17 protein-coding genes are annotated in these 18,427 nt (G+C 71.9%); 12 read left to right on the forward strand and 5 right to left on the reverse strand.

Annotation, left to right across the window (positions count from 1 at the left end):
• Positions 1-107: 107 nt before the first annotated feature.
• Positions 108-800, forward strand: a complete 693-nt coding sequence (locus ACIBQZ_RS01235; protein WP_396086428.1) for a DUF4190 domain-containing protein — start codon at positions 108-110, stop codon at positions 798-800.
• A 25-nt stretch (positions 801-825) separates the two neighbouring features.
• Here the strand turns inward: ACIBQZ_RS01235 and ACIBQZ_RS01240 are convergent, their stop codons facing one another.
• Positions 826-3,084: a putative bifunctional diguanylate cyclase/phosphodiesterase gene (locus tag ACIBQZ_RS01240; RefSeq protein WP_396086429.1), complete on the reverse strand. Its 2,259-nt coding sequence runs from the start codon at positions 3,082-3,084 to the stop codon at positions 826-828.
• 346 nt (positions 3,085-3,430) lie between these two features.
• Here ACIBQZ_RS01240 and ACIBQZ_RS01245 point away from each other — a divergent pair, with 346 nt between their 5' ends.
• From ACIBQZ_RS01245 to ACIBQZ_RS01270, 6 genes are all read left to right on the forward strand, one after another.
• Positions 3,431-4,252: a DeoR/GlpR family DNA-binding transcription regulator gene (locus tag ACIBQZ_RS01245; RefSeq protein ID WP_396086430.1), complete on the forward strand. Its 822-nt coding sequence runs from the start codon at positions 3,431-3,433 to the stop codon at positions 4,250-4,252.
• 83 nt (positions 4,253-4,335) lie between these two features.
• Positions 4,336-5,697 carry an ABC transporter substrate-binding protein gene (locus tag ACIBQZ_RS01250; protein WP_396086431.1) on the forward strand — a complete coding sequence of 454 codons (1,362 nt, stop codon included), beginning with the start codon at positions 4,336-4,338 and terminating at the stop codon, positions 5,695-5,697.
• A gap of 54 nt (positions 5,698-5,751) precedes the next feature.
• Complete coding sequence (locus tag ACIBQZ_RS01255) at positions 5,752-6,684, forward strand: carbohydrate ABC transporter permease (RefSeq protein ID WP_396086432.1); 933 nt, start codon at positions 5,752-5,754, stop codon at positions 6,682-6,684.
• Complete coding sequence (locus tag ACIBQZ_RS01260; protein ID WP_396086433.1) at positions 6,681-7,514, forward strand: carbohydrate ABC transporter permease; 834 nt, start codon at positions 6,681-6,683, stop codon at positions 7,512-7,514. Before ACIBQZ_RS01255 ends, ACIBQZ_RS01260 begins: the two co-directional genes overlap by 4 nt.
• Entirely contained in the window at positions 7,511-8,500 is a 990-nt protein-coding gene (locus ACIBQZ_RS01265; RefSeq protein ID WP_396086434.1) for a zinc-dependent alcohol dehydrogenase family protein, read from the forward strand. The genes ACIBQZ_RS01260 and ACIBQZ_RS01265 overlap by 4 nt, the downstream gene beginning before the upstream one ends.
• A gap of 80 nt (positions 8,501-8,580) precedes the next feature.
• Positions 8,581-10,101, forward strand: coding sequence for an APC family permease (locus ACIBQZ_RS01270; protein WP_396086435.1), 1,521 nt, complete (start codon positions 8,581-8,583; stop codon positions 10,099-10,101).
• On the opposite strand, the gene ACIBQZ_RS01275 is transcribed toward ACIBQZ_RS01270, so the two are convergent.
• Positions 10,052-10,570, reverse strand: a complete 519-nt coding sequence (locus ACIBQZ_RS01275) for a hypothetical protein (RefSeq protein ID WP_396086436.1) — start codon at positions 10,568-10,570, stop codon at positions 10,052-10,054. The genes ACIBQZ_RS01270 and ACIBQZ_RS01275 overlap by 50 nt on opposite strands.
• A 204-nt stretch (positions 10,571-10,774) precedes the next feature.
• Here ACIBQZ_RS01275 and ACIBQZ_RS01280 point away from each other — a divergent pair, with 204 nt between their 5' ends.
• From ACIBQZ_RS01280 to ACIBQZ_RS01300, 5 genes are all read left to right on the forward strand, one after another.
• On the forward strand, positions 10,775-12,376 hold the full coding sequence (locus ACIBQZ_RS01280; RefSeq protein WP_396086437.1) for an alpha/beta hydrolase: 1,602 nt from the start codon (positions 10,775-10,777) through the stop codon (positions 12,374-12,376).
• A gap of 288 nt (positions 12,377-12,664) precedes the next feature.
• On the forward strand, positions 12,665-13,252 hold the full coding sequence (locus ACIBQZ_RS01285) for a TMEM165/GDT1 family protein (protein ID WP_396086438.1): 588 nt from the start codon (positions 12,665-12,667) through the stop codon (positions 13,250-13,252).
• A gap of 13 nt (positions 13,253-13,265) precedes the next feature.
• Positions 13,266-14,219: a cyclase family protein gene (locus ACIBQZ_RS01290; RefSeq protein ID WP_396086439.1), complete on the forward strand. Its 954-nt coding sequence runs from the start codon at positions 13,266-13,268 to the stop codon at positions 14,217-14,219.
• Positions 14,216-14,653 carry a hypothetical protein gene (locus ACIBQZ_RS01295; protein ID WP_396086440.1) on the forward strand — a complete coding sequence of 146 codons (438 nt, stop codon included), beginning with the start codon at positions 14,216-14,218 and terminating at the stop codon, positions 14,651-14,653. The genes ACIBQZ_RS01290 and ACIBQZ_RS01295 overlap by 4 nt, the downstream gene beginning before the upstream one ends.
• A gap of 51 nt (positions 14,654-14,704) precedes the next feature.
• Positions 14,705-15,424, forward strand: a complete 720-nt coding sequence (locus ACIBQZ_RS01300) for a tetratricopeptide repeat protein (protein ID WP_396086441.1) — start codon at positions 14,705-14,707, stop codon at positions 15,422-15,424.
• Here the strand turns inward: ACIBQZ_RS01300 and ACIBQZ_RS01305 are convergent.
• Genes ACIBQZ_RS01305 through ACIBQZ_RS01315 form a run of 3 tightly spaced genes read right to left on the reverse strand, consistent with a single transcriptional unit; the run spans position 15,390 to position 18,148 of the window.
• Positions 15,390-16,418 carry a YbhN family protein gene (locus tag ACIBQZ_RS01305; RefSeq protein ID WP_396086442.1) on the reverse strand — a complete coding sequence of 343 codons (1,029 nt, stop codon included), beginning with the start codon at positions 16,416-16,418 and terminating at the stop codon, positions 15,390-15,392. The two genes, ACIBQZ_RS01300 and ACIBQZ_RS01305, sit on opposite strands and share 35 nt — an antisense overlap.
• A 42-nt stretch (positions 16,419-16,460) precedes the next feature.
• Positions 16,461-17,621: a TolB family protein gene (locus ACIBQZ_RS01310; protein WP_396086443.1), complete on the reverse strand. Its 1,161-nt coding sequence runs from the start codon at positions 17,619-17,621 to the stop codon at positions 16,461-16,463.
• Positions 17,618-18,148 carry a SigE family RNA polymerase sigma factor gene (locus tag ACIBQZ_RS01315; RefSeq protein WP_396086444.1) on the reverse strand — a complete coding sequence of 177 codons (531 nt, stop codon included), beginning with the start codon at positions 18,146-18,148 and terminating at the stop codon, positions 17,618-17,620. Before ACIBQZ_RS01315 ends, ACIBQZ_RS01310 begins: the two co-directional genes overlap by 4 nt.
• Positions 18,149-18,427: the final 279 nt, after the last annotated feature.

Raw genomic sequence — 18,427 nt, forward strand, 5'->3', positions numbered from 1 at the left:
CGCAGCCGCCTCAGCCTTACAGTGCGCAGCCGCCTCAGCCCTACGGTGCGCAGCCGGCTTCGCCTTATGGCGCCCAGCCGCCTCAGCCCTACGGCGCCCAGCCGGCCTTGCCTTACGGCGCCCAGGCCGGACCCGCCTACGGAGCCCCGCCCCCCGGTGCCTACCCAGGTTTCCCGGGCTCCGGCCAGCCCGGCTACCCCGCCCCCGGCAGCGGCGGCACCAGCGGTTTCGCCGTTGCCTCGCTCATCTTCGGGATCATCGGCGGCATCCTGTTCAGCGTCATCTTCGGCATCGTCGCGCTCGTGCAGATCCGCAAGCGGGGCCAGACCGGCCGGGGCATGGCCATCGCCGGCCTGGTGCTCTCCGGCTGCTGGGTGCTGCTCATGGTCGTCGGAGTTACCGCCGGGATCATCAGCGACTCCCGCGACGGCAGCAGCGGCACCGGCAGTGGCAACGGCACGGTTGCGGTCACCACGCTCAAGCCGGGCGACTGCATCAACGGTATTCAGGGCTCCGCCGCCATCGAGGACCTGCCGGTGGTCTCGTGCACCCTGCCGCACGAGGGTGAGGTCTACGCCGTCTTCGAGCTTCCCTCCGGACCGTGGCCCGGTGACACCGCCGTGCAGGACCAGGCCGAGACGCGCTGCAAGTCCGAGTTCAAGAGCTACGCCCCGGACGCCGCTGACACGGCCGAGGTGCTGTACCTGCACCCGTTGCAGCAGTCCTGGTACCGCGACCGCGGCGTCACCTGCGTCGCCACCGACGAGCGCGGCACCACCACCGGGTCGGTGCGCGACTGACGGAGCGCTGCGAGAGGGGGTGCGGTCACGAGGACGGGAAGAGGAGTTCTCCCATGTCCGCCTCGTTCAGCGGTTCGGCGAAGTAGTAGCCCTGGCCCAGCTCGCAGTTGCCGTCCGTCAGCTCGCTCAGCTGGTCCGCGTCCTCGATGCCCTCCGCGATCGTGGACAGGTGCAGCGCCTGGCCGAGCTGGATGATGCCCAGGGTCAGCGCCGCCGCGGCCGGTACGTCGCCCACGTCGTCGACGAAGGACTTGTCGATCTTGATGATGTCGATCGGGAAGCGGCGCAGGTACGCCAGGCTCGAGTAGCCCGTGCCGAAGTCGTCGATGGCCAGGCGTACCCCCAGGCTTTTGATCTTTTCGAGCTGGTGCAGGGTCGACGGGCGGTGGTCCACCAGCAGGGACTCGGTCAGTTCGATCACCAGGCTGGTGGCCGGCAGGCCGCTGTTGCTCAGCGCCGACGCCACCACCTCCGGCAGGTCTGCCTGGTCGAGCTGCACCGCGGACAGGTTCACGCTCACGGTCAGCGGGCGCTTGCCCTCCCCCCGGCGTTCGTTCCAGCGGGCCGCCTGCCGGCACGCCTCGCGCAGCACCCATTCACCGATCGGGACGATCATCCCGGTCTCCTCGGCGAGCGGGATGAAGTCCAGCGGCGGGATGATGCCGCGTTCCGGGTGCTGCCAGCGGACCAGCGCCTCCAAGCCGGTGGTCTCGCCGGTCTTCAGGTGCACGATGGGCTGGTAGCGCAGCTCGAACTCGTGCCGGACCACCGCGCGGCGCAGGTCCGCCTCCATCTGCAGGCCGGCCTGGAACACCGCCTGCATGGCCGGCTCGAAGATCTCGTAGCGGTCCTTGCCCTGCTTCTTCGCCTGGTACATGGCCAGGTCCGCGGAGACCATCAGCTCCTGGCCGGTGTGCCCGGCGGCCACGCTGTGCGCCACGCCGACGCTGCAGCTGACGTAGGCCTCCTTGCCGTTGATCTCGAACGGCTCCCGGATGGCCTCGAGGATGCGCCGGGCCACCGGTACGGCCTCCTCCAGCCCGTGCACCATCGGCAGCAGGACGGCGAACTCGTCGCCGCCGAGGCGGGCCGCCATGTCGGCCGAGCGCAGGCACTTCTTGATCCGTTCGGCCGCCGCCACCAGCAGGTCGTCGCCGGCCGCGTGGCCCAGGGAGTCGTTGACGACCTTGAAACGGTCCAGGTCGACGAAGAGCATCGCGACGCCGGCGCTCTCCTGCTCGGCGGTGGCGAACGCGCGGTCCATCCGGGCCTGGAACAGCGCGCGGCTGGCCAGCCCGGTCAGCGAGTCGTGGAACGCCTCGTTCATCGCCTCGAGGGTGCGGGCGTCGGTCAGGGCCAGGCTGACGTGTTCGGCGAACGCCCGCAGTATGTCCTGGGCGGGCTTGTCCCACTCGCGGGGCCCACGGTAGGTGCCGACGGTCAGGCAGCCCACCACCTCGCCGTTCTCGTGCACGGGGACGGCCATCACGGCCTTCATGCTGGAGCGCACCACCTCGGGGATGGCGATCGGCGAGTTCGCGTAGTCCTCCACCATGATCAGCTCATCGCCGAGCACGGCCAGGCCCGCGACGCCCGCCGAGTGCAGCGGGACCCGCTTCATCCGGGGCAGCACGTCCGGGCTGAAGCCGACGCTGGAGACCATCGAGCCGACCGTCGGGTCGTCCCGCTCCAGCAGGTTCAGCGAGGCCATCTCCAGGTCGAGCAGCTCGGCGGCGCTGGCGGTGATGCCGTCGAGGATCTGCTGGAGCGGGGCGCGGCGGGCGATCAGCCGCTGGATCCGGGTCAGGTGTTCGAAGAGGCGCTGGCGCTCCTGCAGCGAGTCGGCCAGCTTGCCGTTCTCCCGGGCCTGCCGGCGCTCCGACTCGATCACGTGCAGGGCCTGCAGACTGAGTTCGAGGACCCGGGCCATGCCGCGGAGCAGGCAGACGTCCTGGTCGGTGAAGTCCGGCCCGGTGCGGCCCAGCACCAGGGCGCCGGGCGCCTGGCCGCCCAGGGTCGCGCCGGTGACCGCGTACGCGTTGCCGGCCAGTTGCAGGATGCTGCGGCGACCGGCGGCGATCTCGGTGAGCACGGCCGGGCCTACCTGGTCGGCGGTCACGCCGACGGTGGCGACCACGCGCTCGTCGATGATCAGCACGGCGACCTCGGCTTCGAGGGCGCGTGCCGCACATTCGACGGCCGCGTACTGCGCGGCCGGTCCGTCCGGCCGGTCAGCGACGGCGGAGAGGAACTCCGTCAGTTGCTGAGTTGCAAGCATGCCCATGACCCAGACTGTCGGTTCCCTCGGGGTGGATCTGAGGTGTCGGCGTGACCGTTTTCCGGGCGCCGCGGTTCCCGATCCCACACCGGGGGCCTGATAAAGCTCCGGTAACAACCCCGGAGGGGGCCGGGCGGGCGTCGAACGCCCGATCAGAACCGCTTCGGTCTACCGAGTTCACACCACCGGGCAGCGGTCGGGCATGAATTTTGATCATTCGGGCATGACTTTCATCCGGTTTCGACCGCCGATGGGATGATATCGAGCGGGTCGCGGCCGTACCGAAGCGGGCAGAGAACCACCGAATCAGCCGGGTCTGTGATGGGGGCCACACGTTTCCCCGGTGTTACAAATGGTCCACGGCAGCCGCGCACAAAGCGAATGCCAGCTGTGGGCGGCCGGAGGTGCGGATGTGAACGCGGAAGAACGCCAGCACCAGATCGTCGCCATCGCGCGTCGCGCCGGCGAGGTCGACGTCGCCAAGCTCGCCGCCGAACTGACGGTTTCCGCCGAGACCATTCGGCGCGATCTGCGATTGCTCGAAAAGCACGGACTGCTCCGGCGTACGCACGGCGGCGCGTATCCGGTGGAGACCGCGAAATTCGAGACCGATCTGGCCATGCGCACCACCCGGGGAGTGCCCGAGAAGAGGCGGATCGCGGCCGCGGCGGTCGGCCTGCTCGGGGACGCGGAGACCATCTTCATCGACGAGGGCTTCACCCCGCAGCTGATCGCGGAGGCCCTGCCCACCGACCGCCCGCTCACCATCGTCACCGCCTCGCTGAACACCGCGGCGTGGCTCGCCACCTCCTCACCGGCGACAGTCCTGCTGCTCGGGGGCCGGGTCCGGGGCCGCACGCTGGCCACGGTCGACCACTGGGCCAGCGGCATGCTCGCCGGGTTCGTCATCGATCTCGCCTTCGTCGGCGCCAACGGCATCTCCCGCGAGGTGGGCCTGACCACCCCGGACCCGGCCGTCGCCGACATCAAGGCGCACGCCGTCCGGGCCGCCCGCCGGCGGATATTCGCCGGCCTGCACACGAAATTCGGCGTTCGCACGTTCTGCCGTTTCGCCGAGGTATCGGATTTCGAATCATTGGTCACGGACACCGGCCTGCCGGCATCCGAGGCGCACCGCTATGCACGGCTCGGACCACAGGTGATCCGGGTCTAAAGCGAAATACCTTTCACCCTTTACTGCCGGCAATGGTGATCGCCGGCACGGCTCGTGCATGTCTGTATAACGGAGGATCTGCTGTGCAGAAACCAGGTAAGAAACTTTCTCTGCTGATTGCCGGAGCCACCGCCGGGGCCCTCGTGCTCTCCGGCTGCTCGGGCGCCGGCTCGACCGGCGGCGGCGACGCGGCCGACAACACCATCACCGTGCTCATGGTCGGCAACCCGCAGATGGAGGACATCCAGAAGCTCACCGCCGACAACTTCACCAAGCAGAGCGGCGTCACGGTCAAGTTCACGATCCTTCCCGAGAACGAGCTGCGCGACAAGGTCACCCAGGACGTCGCCAACCAGGGCGGGCAGTACGACGCCGTCACCGTCGGCGCGTACGAGGTGCCGATCTGGGCGAAGAACGGCTGGCTGCACGAACTGTCGACGCAGGCGGGCGCCGACGCGGCGTACGACACCGCCGACCTGATCAAGCCGATGGTGCAATCGCTGACCAGCGACGACGGCAAGATGTACGCGGCGCCGTTCTACGGCGAGTCGTCGTTCCTCATGTACAACAAGGAGATGTTCGAGGCCAAGGGCCTCACCATGCCGGAGAAGCCGACCTGGGCGCAGGTCGCGGACTTCGCCGCCAAGCTCGACGACAAGAACAAGGGCGTCGCCGGCATCTGCCTGCGCGGCCTGCCCGGCTGGGGCGAGATGTTCGCCCCGCTGACCACAGTGGTCAACACCTACGGCGGCACCTGGTTCGAGAAGGACTGGACGCCGAAGGTCAACGCGCCGGAGTTCAAGGAAGCCGCCAACTTCTACGTCGACCTGGTCAAGAAGCACGGCGAGGCGGGCGCCCCGCAGGCCGGCTTCACCGAGTGCCTGAACACGTTCGGCCAGGGCAAGGCGGCCATGTGGTACGACGCCACCTCCGCGGCCGGCACGCTCGAGGACCCGAACTCGTCCAAGGTCGCCGGCAAGGTCGGCTACGCGTACGCGCCGGTCAACAAGACCGAGTACTCCGGCTGGCTGTGGACCTGGGCGTTCGCGATGCCCAAGACCACCAAGAAGTCCGACAACGCCTGGAAGTTCATCTCGTGGGCGACCAGCAAGGAGTACGAGAAGCTGGTCGGCGAGAAGCTCGGCTGGTCCCGGCTGCCGTCCGGTAAGCGCACCTCGACGTACTCGATCCCGGAGTACAAGGAGTCCGCCAAGGCCTTCGCGGACATCACGCTCGGCTCGATCGAGAACGCCAACCCGACCAACCCCGGCCTGCAGCCCCGGCCCGCGCTGGGCGTGCAGTTCGTCGGCATCCCGGAGTTCGCGGACCTCGGCACCAAGCTCTCGCAGGAGCTCAGCGCCGCCCTCGCCGGCAGCAAGACGGTCGACGAGGCACTGAACGACGGACAGAAACTCGCCGAGGCAGTGGCGAAGAACTACAAGTAGTGCCCGCGGGGGTGCCGCTGCGGCGGCACCCCCGCACCGACCGGAAGGCCAGAAATGACCGACGTCATCACCCGGGCGGACGAGCAGACGCAGGCACCGCCGCCCGTCTCCCGCAAGGGGGGCGCCAAGGAACGCTGGGTGCGGCGCGCGCCGCTGCTGCCCGCACTCGTCTTCGCCATCATCGTGACCCAGGTGCCGTTCCTGGTCACGATCTACTTCTCCACGCTGAGCTGGAACGCGCTGCGCCCGGGTTCGAAGAAGTTCGTCGGCTTCGACAACTACGTCACTGTGCTCACCGATGACCGGCTGCGGTCCGCGCTGCTGAACACGGTGCTGCTCACGGCCGGCGCGGTCATCTTCTCGATGATCCTGGGGCTGGCCCTGGCCATCCTGCTGGATCGCAAGTTCCTCGGCCGGTCCATCGTCCGGACCATGCTGATCACGCCGTTCCTGATCATGCCGGTGGCGGCCGCGCTGCTCTGGAAGCACGGCATCTACAACCCGGACTACGGCCTGATCAACGGCATCTTCGGGGGCAGCACCGCGTGGGCGACCTCGTACCCGAAGACCGCCATCATCACCACGCTGGTGTGGCAGTGGACGCCGTTCATGATGCTGATCCTGCTGGCCGGTCTGCAGTCGCAGAGCAACGACGTGCTGGAGGCGGCCCGGGTGGACGGCGCCAACGCCTGGCGGATCTTCACCCGGATGACGCTGCCGCACCTGCGGCAGTACCTGGAGCTGGGCGCGCTGCTCGGCTCGATCTACCTGGTGAACACGTTCGACGCGATCTACACGATCACCCAGGGCGGTCCCGGCACGGCGACCACCAACCTGCCGTACGAGATCTACCAGACCATCTTCAGCAAGTTCGAGTACGGCGAGGCCTCCGCGGCCGGCGTCGTCGTGGTGATCCTGACGATCATCGTGGCGACCTTCGCCCTGCGGGTCATCTCGGGTCTGTTCCGGGTGGAGGAGGGCCGATGAGCACCGCTACCGCGAGCCGGCGGAAGATCGGGGACGCGGCCTGGGGCGTGGTGGCCTGGATCGCCGGGATCATCTTCGTCTTCCCGGTCATCTGGATGCTGTTGACCAGCCTCAAGCAGGCCAAGGACGTGACCACCAACCCGCCGGTCTGGTTCTTCACGCCCACGCTCGACCACTTCGCCAACGTCTTCGACAGCAACATCACGCCGTTCCTGCTGAACTCGCTGATGGCCAGCGTGTTCTCCACGCTGCTGGTGGTGGTGCTGGCGACCCCGGCGGCGTACGCGCTGAGCCTGCGGCCGGTCGCCAAGTGGAGCGACGCGCTGTTCTTCTTCATCTCCACCAAGATGATGCCGGTGGTCGCCGCCGTACTGCCGGTGTACCTGCTGACGGTGAAGATCGGCATGAAGGACAACATCTGGACGATGGTCATCCTCTACACGTCGATGAACCTGCCGCTGGCGATCTGGATGATGCGGTCGTTCCTGCTGGAGGTGCCGCGCGAGGTGCTGGAGGCCGGCGAGGTCGACGGCGCCGGCCTGATCACCTCGATTCGGAAGATCGTGCTGCCGATCGTCTCGCCCGGCCTGGCCGCCACCGCGCTGATCTGCTTCATCTTCACCTGGAACGAGTTCTTCCTGGCGGTCAACCTGACCGACACCAACGCCAGCACGGCGCCGATCTTCCTGCTCGGCTTCATCTCCGGCCGGGGCCCGTTCCTCGCCGACCTGTCCGCCGCGGCCGTGCTGCTCTCGCTGCCGGTGCTGCTGGCCGGCTGGGTGGCCCAGAACAAGCTGGTCCGCGGACTCTCGATGGGAGCGGTCAAGTGAAGGCAGCCGTCGTTGTCACCCCCGGCACGATCTCGGTGGAGACCGTGCCGGATCCCACCCCGGGGCCGTACGACGTGGTGGTCAAGCCGGCCGCGGTCGGGATCTGCGGCACCGACCTGCACATCATGGACGGCGAGTTCGCGCCCGCGTTCCCGATCGTGCCGGGCCACGAGTTCGCCGGCGAGATCGTCGCGATCGGGACGCGGGTCGACGGCTACGCGGTCGGCGACCAGGTCGCGGTCGACCCGTCGCTCTACTGCGGGTACTGCTACTACTGCAAGCGGTCCCGCGGCAACCAGTGTGAGAACTGGAACGCGATCGGGGTGTCCCGCAGCGGGGCCGCCGCCGAGTTCGTGGCCGCCCCGATGGCGAACCTGTTCCCGTTGCCGGCGCACCTGCCGGCCCGGGACGCCGCGCTGATCGAGCCGCTCTCCTGCGCGGTACGCGGCTTCGACGTGCTGCCCCGCCGGCTGGCCGACAACTTCCTGATCTACGGCTCCGGCACGATGGGGCTGATGATGCTGGAGCTGGCCAAGCGGGCCGGCGCGGCCACGGTGTCCATGGTGGATCTCAACCCGGACCGGCTGGAGACGGCCAAGCGGCTCGGCTGCAGCGCGGCGGTGACCGATGCCGCCGAGCTGGACGCGCCGCGCGGCTGGGACATCGTGATCGACTGCACGGGCGCCGCGCCGGCCATCCGCGACGGGCTCGCCCGGGTCGGCCGGGGCGGGACGTTCCTGCAGTTCGGGGTCGCCGGGTACGACGCGCGGGTGGAGATCGAGCCGTACGAGATCTACCGGCGCGAGATCACCATCACCGGCTCGATGGCCGTGCTGCACAGCTTCGACCGGGCCGGCGAGCTGATGGCGGCGGGGGTGCTGCCGCCGGAGGTCTTCATCAGCCACCGGTTCCCGCTGGACCGCTACGCCGAGGCGCTCGACCAGTTCCGGGCCGGGGTGGGCCGGAAGATCATCATCGAGCCGTGATGTGCCAATCTTGTCACTATCAGTTAGTAATTGATCACTAGTGGTTGTCAACGGCGGCCGGTCCGGGTGTCAATGAAGCGGTGCCCCCGCCTCACCCACCGGCCGCCGGGCGGCTCGCCGGCGCGCCCGTCGTCCTGCTCGCGCTGGCCGTCACGGCTCCGCTGGCCGTCGTCAGCGGCGTGGTGCCGGCCGGGTACGCCGCAGGCCTGACCGCCGAGCCGCTGCTCTTCGCCGGCCTCGGCCTGCTGCTGCTCACCTTCGCGTCCGGCTACCTCGCGGCGGCCCGGCGGATGCCGCACCCCGGCCCGCTGTACTCCGTCGTCGCCCGGGGCCTGGGCCGCCCGCTCGGTCTCGCCGCCGCCTGGCTGGCGCTGCTCTCCTACGCCACCCTCCAGCTCGCGTGTTACGGCCTGGCCGGCGCGGCCGCGGCGCCGCTGCTGGACACCTGGTTCGGCGTCGGCGTGCCGTGGTGGGCCGTCGCGGCCGGCTGCTGGGCCGTGGTGGCGGGCTGCGGCCTGGTCCGGGGTGCCGTCACGGCCTGGCTGATCGCGGTGCTGGTGCTGGGGGAGACGGTGGTGATCGTCGGGTACGGCGCGGCGAACCTGCTGCACCCGTCCGGCGCCGGATCGGCCTGGACGACGGTGTCACCCGCCGCGCTGGCCGACGTGCCGCGTCCGGTGCTGGGCCTGCTGCTGGTCGGCGCGGCCCTGAGCTTCGTCGGCTTCGAGACGGCCGCCGGCTACGGCGACCAGACGCGGCACCCGCGCCGGGCGACGTACCTCTGCGTCGTGCTGACCACTGTGCTCACCGGGGCGGCGGCGTGGGCGATGGGCGTGGCGGCCGGCCCGGACCGGATCGTGGCGCTGGCCGGTGCCCGCGGGCCGGAGCTGATGGTCGGCCTGGCGGCGGACCGGCTGGCGCCCTGGGCCGTCACCCTGGGCCGGGTCACGTTGGTCACCGGCCTGCTGGCGGCGGCGCTGGCGCTGCACCAGGTGATCGTGCGTCACTTGGTGGCGCTGGGCCGGGAACGGGTGCTGCCCGCGGCGTTCGGCCGTACCCCGGCGGTGGCCTCGCTCGCGCAGTCGGCGGTGCTCGGGGCGGCGCTCGGCGGGTGCGCGTACGCCGGCCTGGTCCCGGGGCGCGGGCTGGGCACGGCCGGTGGGCTGGGCATCCTGGCGGTGCTGACCGCGACCTCGCTGGCGGCGCTGCTGTTCCTCAACCGCAGCCCGAACGGCGAAGGGGCGTGGCAGCGGCTGTTCGCCCCGACGATCGGCACGGTCGGGCTGGGCGTGCTGGGCTATCTCGCCGCCCGGGACCTTCCGGCGCTGCTCGGCGTACCGATGCTCCGGGTGTGGATCGGCCTCGCCGCGGCCGGGGCCGCGGTCCTGGCCGGCCTCGGCTCCGGGCTCGCGCTGCGCCGCACGGCGCCGGTGGTCTACGCCGGCATCGGGCTGGGCGGCGCCGCGGTGGTGGTGACCCCGACCCTGCCCGCCCTGCCCCGGCAGCGCCTGCCCGGCGCCCACCGGCCGGAACGGGTCGGCGGCGAGGAACTCACCGGGCCGGCGGGGTCTCCTCGCCGAAGAACTCCCGGATCTGAGTGAGGGTCAGGTAGCCCTGCGGGTCCACCTCGCCGGTCTCCGGCGGCAGCGCCCGGCGGGTCACCGCCAGCTCGCGGGCGTCGTCCGGCAGGTCCGGCAGCGGCGGCACCGGCGGCAGCGCGCCCAGCCCCATCGCCTCGCGGATCACCTCGAACATGCCGGTGACCTCGTGCACCGCCAGCGGGAACAGCTCCGTCGGCCGGCGGCTGTCGGCGTCCGGCGCGGCGCAGGTGAAGTTGGCCCGCAGCTTGCCGCTGACCTTGCAGATGTCGGCGCTCGGGCGCAGGTGATCAAGCGGGCCCTCGGCGACGATCCCCAGCTCACACTCCGGTACGCCGGCCGCGTCCCACCAGCGCCGCCAGGCCGGGTCGCCGTCCAGGGTGACCACGACGTGCTGCAGGGCAACCATGTACGCCTGGGGTGCCCGGCCGTCCATGGTGGTGGTCCCCATCAGGGGATGCAGCCAGTCCATAACCGCAACGTTACATTTCGGTCATAGTTCACGTGGCATTCCCGCGCCGCGCGTCCGGGTGGCCGGCTCGGGTCGCGCCGGCCGCCCGGCGGCTCCGGCGGGCCCGGTCGACCAGCTCTTTCGTGGTAACCCCCCGGCGTGGACGGCTGTTAAGCAGTCGTCCGCGCCGGAGCATATGGGGCGAACCGACACGAAGGGCTGGGCATGAAGAGACTTCTGGCGACTGCCGCCACGTTCGCGCTGGCGCTGGGCGGCGCGGCCGTCGCGTCCGGCGCGCAGGCGGAGCCGCCACGCGGCACCTCCGGGTACCCCGCGATCTCCTGGGGCGCGTGCGAGAACGACACCCTCAAGGCCCGGTCGGCCGAGTGCGGCTTCCTCACCGTCCCGCTGGACTACTCGGCGCCGGCCGGCCGGACCATCAAGCTGGCCGTCTCCCGGATCAAGCACTCGGTGCCGGACAGCCGGTACCAGGGCGTCATGCTGATCAACCCCGGCGGCCCCGGCGGCGCCGGCCGGTCGCTGTCGGTGCTCGGCGAGCTGGTCCCGAAGCAGGCCGGCGCCGCGTACGACTGGATCGGCTTCGACCCGCGTGGCGTCGGTGCAAGCAAGCCGGCGCTCACCTGCGACATCAAGTACCTGCGGTATCCGCGGCCGCCGTACCTGCCCGGCACCCGGGCGATCGAGAAGGCCTGGCTGGCCCGGGCCAAGGGCTACGCGGCGGCGTGCGCCAAGAACGGCGGCGCGCTGCTCCGGCACCTGCGGACCACCGACACCGTGCGCGACATGGACGCCCTGCGGGCCGCGCTCGGCGCGGAGCAGATCAACTTCTACGGCTTCTCGTACGGCACGTACCTCGGCCAGGTGTATGCCACCCGCTACCCGCAGCGGGTCCGCCGGATGGTGCTCGACGGCAACGTGAACCCGGACCGGGTCTGGTACGACGCCAACCTGGACCAGGACATCGCGTTCGACCGCAACATCAAGGTCTACTTCCGCTGGGTGGCCGACCACGACGACGTCTACCACCTCGGCAACACCGCGAAGCGGGTCGAGAAGCTGTTCTACGCCGAGCAGGCGAAGCTGGCCCGCAAGCCGGCCGACGGGGTCATCGGCCCGGCCGAGCTGACCGACGTCTTCCTCCAGGCCGGCTACTACGTCTTCGGCTGGGAGACGGTCGCGGCGGCGTTCGCGAGCTGGGTCAACGACAAGGACCCGGCGGCGCTGCGGAAGCTCTTCGACGACGCCAACCCGGAGAAGGCCGGCGCCGACAACAACTACGCCATCTACCTCGCGGTGCAGTGCACCGACGTGCAGTGGCCCGCCTCCTGGCGGCGCTGGCAGCGGGACAACTGGCGGGTGCACCGGAGCGCGCCGTTCGAGACGTGGGGCAACGCCTGGTACAACGCGCCCTGCCGGGACTGGGCCGCGCCCGCCGGCGAGCCGGTGCGGGTCAGCGGCCTCGCGGCCCCGCCGGTCCTGCTGATCAGCGAGACCCTGGACGCGGCCACCCCGTTCTCCGGCAGCCTGGAGGTCCGCAAGCGCTTCCCGCGCTCGGCCCTGATCGAGGGCGTCGGCGGCACCACCCACGCGGGCTCGCTGTTCGGCAACGCCTGCGTGGACAACACGATCGCCGACTACCTGGCGACGGGCGCACTGCCCCGGCGGGTGAAGGCGGACCGGGCGGATAAGCGCTGCAAGCCGATCGCGCCGCCGGACCCGACCCCGGCCGCGGCCGCCGGTGCCACCGAGCGAGCCGGGAGCAGGGCCCTGCAGACCCGCCTCGAGCTGCAGCAGCACATCCGCTAGCCGGGCCGCACGCGCCGGGACCAGCCGCTCGGCTGGTCCCGGCGCTGTCTGCAGGCTCACACGGCCGGCGTGATCGGATCGGCGGCCCGCCCCGGTAGGGTGGCTTTTGCGAAGGGGAGTAGCTCCCAACGTCGTGGTCGACATACTGGCTCTGCGGTCCGAGAGCCCGGCCACGCGGCCTCGGTTCTCCGGGGCGAGCGAGACCTTCGACTTGGCCGCGTCTTCATGCCGGCCGGGTCGAGGTCGCCCCGCGCCCGAGTCCCGGTCTGCCGCTCACCGGGAGTTCTCATGGACGGTTTCCTCGCCGCCACCGCGGTCAGTTTCGCGGTGATCTTCGTCGCCGAGCTGGGTGACAAGTCCCAGCTCATGGCGATGACCTTCGCCACCCGCTTCAAGACCGTGCCGGTGCTGATCGGCATCACCGTCGCCACCGCGATCGTGCACGCCGTCTCGGTCGGCATCGGCTACGGCCTCGGCGCCGCCCTGCCGACCGGCTGGATCTCGCTGGTCGCCGGCCTCGCCTTCCTCGCCTTCGGCGCCTGGACGCTGCGCGGTGACAAGCTCACCGACGAGGAGAAGACCAAGGCCGAACGCTCGACCGGGTCGGCGATCCTGGCCGTCGGCGGCGCGTTCTTCCTCGCCGAGCTGGGCGACAAGACGATGCTCGCCACCATCACGCTGGCCACCCAGCACGGCTGGTTCGGCACCTGGCTCGGCTCCACCCTCGGCATGGTCGCCGCGGACGCGCTGGCCATCCTGGTCGGCCGGCTGCTCGGCCGGCACCTGCCGGAGAAGGCCATCAAGTACGGCGCCGCCGCGCTCTTCGCTATCTTCGGCGTCTGGCTGCTCGTGGAAGCCGTCATCGAGCTCACCTAGCAGGGGAGACATTGTGCTGCAGCACCGGGCCGAGTTCGACGCCACCGTCACGTTCAGCGCGGGCGGCGGCCTGCACGCGCAGGCCTTCCGGGTGGACGTGCCGCACGCCGAGCCGGCCGAGGCGGAGATCGCCGCGCTGTTCGTGGCGGCGTGCCGGCTGTCCGGGGTCGACCGGGTCGAGGTGCGCCACGTCCGGATCTTCGCCGAGCCGCACCAGGGCACCCCGGCCGGCCCGGCGGACCCGGACCGGCGGCGCTGGGTGGAGCTCAGCCACGTCATCGGCGCGGGCCTGGTCACGCTGCCCGGGCTGCCGGTCCCGGAGATCACCCCGCACCTGACCCGGGAGGCGTCCCGCGGGGTGTACGCCCCCGGCACCGAGTTCGCCATCGACCGGATCACCATGGTCGGCAACACCGGCACCTATCTGGACAGCCCGTTCCACCGCTACCCCGACGGCGCCGACCTGGCCGGCCTGCCCCTGGAACGGCTCGCCGACCTGCCCGCCGTCGTGGTCCGTACGGCGGGCAGCGGCGTCCGCGAGGTCGGCGTCGACGCGCTGGAAGGGCTGGCCGTGGCGGGCCGGGCGGTGCTGCTGCACACCGGCGGCGACCGGCACTGGGCCACCCCGGAGTACGCGGTCGAAGCGCCGTACCTCAGCGGCGCCGGGGCGCAGTGGCTGGTCGACCACGGCGCCGCGCTGGTCGGCATCGACGCGATCAACATCGACGACATGACGCCCGCCGGGCCCCGGCCCGCGCACACGCTGCTGCTCGCCGCCGGCATCCCGATCGTGGAACACCTCACCGGCCTGGAGAACCTGCCGCCCACGGGTGCCCGGTTCACGGCCGCACCGCCCCGGGTGTCCGGCTTCGGCACGTTCCCGGTGCGGGCGTACGCCTCGGTGCCCGACATCGAGCCGCACGACCACCTCAGGTCGGCGGGGTGGCTGCCGACGTCAGGCGGGTGACCCGAGACCTCGACGCCGCCGGGTACGACCGGCGGGCCCGCGCCCTGCTCACCGCCGGGCGGTTCGCCGAAGCCGAGGAAGCCGCCCGGACCGCCGCCGAGCTGGAGCCGGCCGGGGTCGACCGGCTGCTGATCCTGGCCGCGGCCCAGGCCGGTCTCGGCGACCGCGGCCGGGCCCGGCGCACGTTGTTCGCGGTGCTCGCCCGGGACCCGCGGCACGCCGCGGCGAGGCAGCAGCTGGCCGCGCTGAAGCCGCTCCGCCCACGGCGCGCCCGGCGCAGTTCGGGCAACCGGACCATGGTGGTCCCGGCGCTGGTTATGGTGCTGATCGGGACCGTGCTGCTGGCCTGCCGGGCGCCGGCCGGGGCGGCGGCCTGCCTGGCGCTGGCGGGGGTGCTCCTGCTGGGTGGGTTTCGCGGAAACCGCTCAGAATAGCGCCCGGCGTGCCGATGATGACGGTGTGAGCTTTAACTCCGGAGCAGGGCGATGACCGACCTGGACGCGGCGCGACCGCGGGTGCAGCAGCCCGGCGGGCCCGGGCTGAGCACGCCGACGGAGATCGGGGTCGCGCGGGCCGCCGCCCTGTTCGAGCGGGTCGACCCCGCGGCCGCGGCGGCGCACCTCGAGCCGGTGCTGGCCGCCGACCCGGAGTCCGCGGCCGGCTGGATCCTGCTGGCCCGCATCCGGCTGGTGCTGGACGAGGTGGACCGGGCGCTGGAGGCGGCCAACCGGGCGATCGCCCTGGTGCCCGAGGACCCCCGCCCGCTGGCCACCGCGAGCCGCGCGCTCACGCTGCTCGGCCGGCACGAGGAGGCGGTGACCATGGCCTACCGGGCCGTCATCGTCGAGCCGAAGAACCCGCTCTGGCACGACCGGGTCGCCTGGTCCCTGCTGGCCGCCGACCGCCAGTACGCGGACGCGGAGCAGGCCGCCCGGACCGCGATCGGGCTGGAGCCCAACGAGGCGCACTACTACTTCACTCACGGCGTGACGCTGGACGCGATGGGCCACGCCGACCAGGCCCGCCAGGCGTTCCTGATCTCGCTGCGGCTGGAGCCGGAGAACCCGGTCGCGCAGCACCGGCTCGCGGTGCTCAACGGCGAGAGCGTCCGGGCGCCGGAGAAGAAGAAGCGCGGCTGGAAGCTCTTCGGCAAACGCGGTGGCGCCGCGGCTACACCGGCACGCCCCGAGGAGTACCTGCCCTAGCCCGCATGATCAGCCAGACCAGCCAGCCCGTACCGATGATGAAGCCGAAGCTGATCAGCCGGTAGAGCACCACCGTCGCGAGCGCCGAACTGCTGGTCAGGCCGCCCGCGACCAGGCCGAGGACAAGCGCGCCGTCGACCACGCCGAGCCCGCCCGGCACGATCGGCAGGCTGGCCGCGGCCATCCCCGCGCAGTACGCGATGACCAGCTGCGCGGGATGGATGTCGGTGGCGCCGACCGCGATGCAGCACATCCACAGGCACAGCGCGTCCAGCAGCCAGTTCGCCACGGCCAGCACGACCGCGAAGCTGAAGTCGGCCGGGCGGACCCGCACCGAGCGCAGCTGGTCCACGAAGCTCACCAGCCGGGCGTGCCCGGACCCCGCGGGTCGCCGGCGCACCCGGTTGACGCCGCTGAGCATCCGCCGGGCCGGTCCGATCAGCAGCTCCGGGTGCTTGGCCACCAGGCGCACCAGGAACGCGACCACCAGCGCGCCGCCCATGTAGCCGACCAGGGTCTGCCAGCTGCCGGTGCTGCGGGTCAGGATGCCGAACACCGCGCCGATCACCACCAGCGCGCCCGCCGACAGCACCCCGCTGAGCGCGATGCACCAGGAGGCGACCGCCGACGAGGCGCCGTAGCGGCGCAGCGTCCGGAAGTTGAAGGCGGTGGAGAAGACGGGCCCGCCGGGCAGCGTCGCGCTCAGCGAGTGTGCCGCGTACGCCAGCGCCACGTGCCGGCGGACCGGGACGGAGGTGCCGGCGCCGCGCAGCAGCGCCTGCTGCATCCGCGCGTACGTGCCCATCGAGGCGATCTCGGCGAGCACGGCGCCCGCGACCCAGTTCCAGGCCGGGGTGCGCAGCTGCCGGATCGCCTCGTCCAGCGCCGACCAGCCGACGACCAGCTCAACGCCGAGAATGAGCACCACGACGGCCACCACGGCCGGGGCGCGGCGCCACCAGGCCGGCGGTGTGGTCTCCTCCGAAGCGACCATCGCGGATCATCGTCGCATCATCCGGGCCGGCCGACAGCGCGTTCAGCGGGTGTACGCCAGCAGGCCGAGCCCGCTGAGCGCGGCCGGCTCGCGGGCCCGCAGCACCAGGGTGAAGTCGGGCGCGAACAACCAGAGCCGGTGCGTGCCGTGCCGGACCGAGCGGACCAGCAGGTACCCGTCCGGGTTGAAGACGGCACCGATGATCTTGCCGGATACGGGCAGCTCGACGATGTCGCCGGTGACCGTGTCCAGCACCGCGTCGGCCGGTGCCGCCGCGTCTCCGCGCGCGAATTCCTCCGGCGCGGACTCCTCGAGCCGCACCGTGACCAGGTCGCCGGTGGCGTCGACGCTGACCGGGCGGCAGGCGGTGCGGCCGGCCGGGTCGCCGGACCCGGGCACCGGCGTGCCCGTCTGCGCGTCCGCCTCGGCCACCTCCAGCCCGCAGCCGGCGGTGGCGTAGACCAGCCGGGAACCGTCGCCGGACCAGCGGAACTGCCGCCCGTCCAGGCCGCTCGGCAGCGGCGTCAGCGTGCCCGTGGCGACGTCCAGCACGCCCGGCTCGGCGGCGCCGATGAGCAGCCGGCCGCCGTCCGGTGACCAGGCCGGGGCCTGCGCGGCCGAGGCGGTGCCCGGGTACGCCTGCCGCGGGTCGCCGCCGCCGGTGTCCACCACCATCAGGGCACCGTCCGTCACGTAGGCCACCCGCTCGCCGTCGGGGGAGACCCCGACGGTGGCGTACGGCTCGGCGAGCACCGTCTCCGGCTGCTCCCCGGGGGTCAGCCGGACCAGCCGGCCGGCGTCGCCCGGGTCGGTGTAGAAGACGCGTCCCGGCAGGTCGGCAAGGGCGGTGGAGCGCGGGTCGGCGGTGGTGCGCGCGGGGCGGGGCCGGGCCGGGCCGGACCCCTTCGTGGACTGCGAGCCCTGGGCCGGCGCGCCGGTGGCGGTGGGTGCGACCGGTGCGGCCGCCGAGGAGGCGAGCGCCGGGGCCGCCGCCGGCCTGACCGGCGCGGGGCCGGTCCGGGGCAGTTGCCACAGACCGCTGCCGAGCAGGGCCAGCGCGACGACTGCGGCCGTGGTGCCCACCACGGCCTCCCGGCGCCCGATCCGGCGCGAGCGGGTCAGCGTGCGCTCGTACAGGTCGGTGGGTGTGACCGTGTCGGCCAGCTCGCGCAGCTCGTCGCGCAGCGGATCGGGCCCGGTCATCGGCCGGCCTCGTGCACGTCGGCCAGCAACCGCAGGTCGGGCACCAGGGTGCGGAGCCGGTCCAGACCCCGGGCGCACTGGGTCTTGACGGTGCTGACCGAGACGCCGAGCAGCTGGGCGGCCTCTGCCTCGGTGCGGTCCTCGAAGTACCGCAGCACGATCACCGCGCGCTGTTTCGGGCTCAGCGTGAGCAGCGCCCGCTGCAGGGTGACCCGGCGGACGGTGGCCTCGGCGGGGTCGTCGGTGCTGCCGCCGTGCCGTTCCAGGCCGTCGCCGGGCAGCGCCTCGGCGACCTTCGGCCGCCGCCAGAGGGAGACCTGGGCGTGATACATGACCTTGCGGGCGTACGCCTCGGCGTTGCTCGGGCGCTCCAGCCGGGACCAGGCCCGGTGGGTGCGGGCCAGCGCCTCCTGCACGAGATCCTCGGCGAGGTGCTGGTCGCCGGTCAGCAGGAAGGCGGACCGGAGCAGGGCGTGGGAGCGCTCACGAACGAAATCCGCGTAGGCACGGTCGTGTGCGTCGTCCATTCCCCGTGGTCCGATCGGCGTTCGGAAGGAGACGTGAGCGTACAGCGGCCGGTCAATCACCGCGGTAACGCTCACGTCTCTCGTCTCCGAACCCGGCCGGTGCCCCCCGTTGCCGCCGGCACCGGCCGATGCGCGTACGCCACAAAGACGCGCGGATCCCGGGCGGCGGGTGACAGGACGTTCGGCTGATTCGGTGTGCCCGAACGGTCACCGCGTTCCGGACCGTTGACAGTCGGTGGTCCCGTCGGTAAAACAGACCGACTCGTCACCGTCCCGCAT

The organism is Actinoplanes sp. NPDC049599 (assembly GCF_044465625.1).
GTDB lineage: Bacteria > Actinomycetota > Actinomycetes > Mycobacteriales > Micromonosporaceae > Actinoplanes.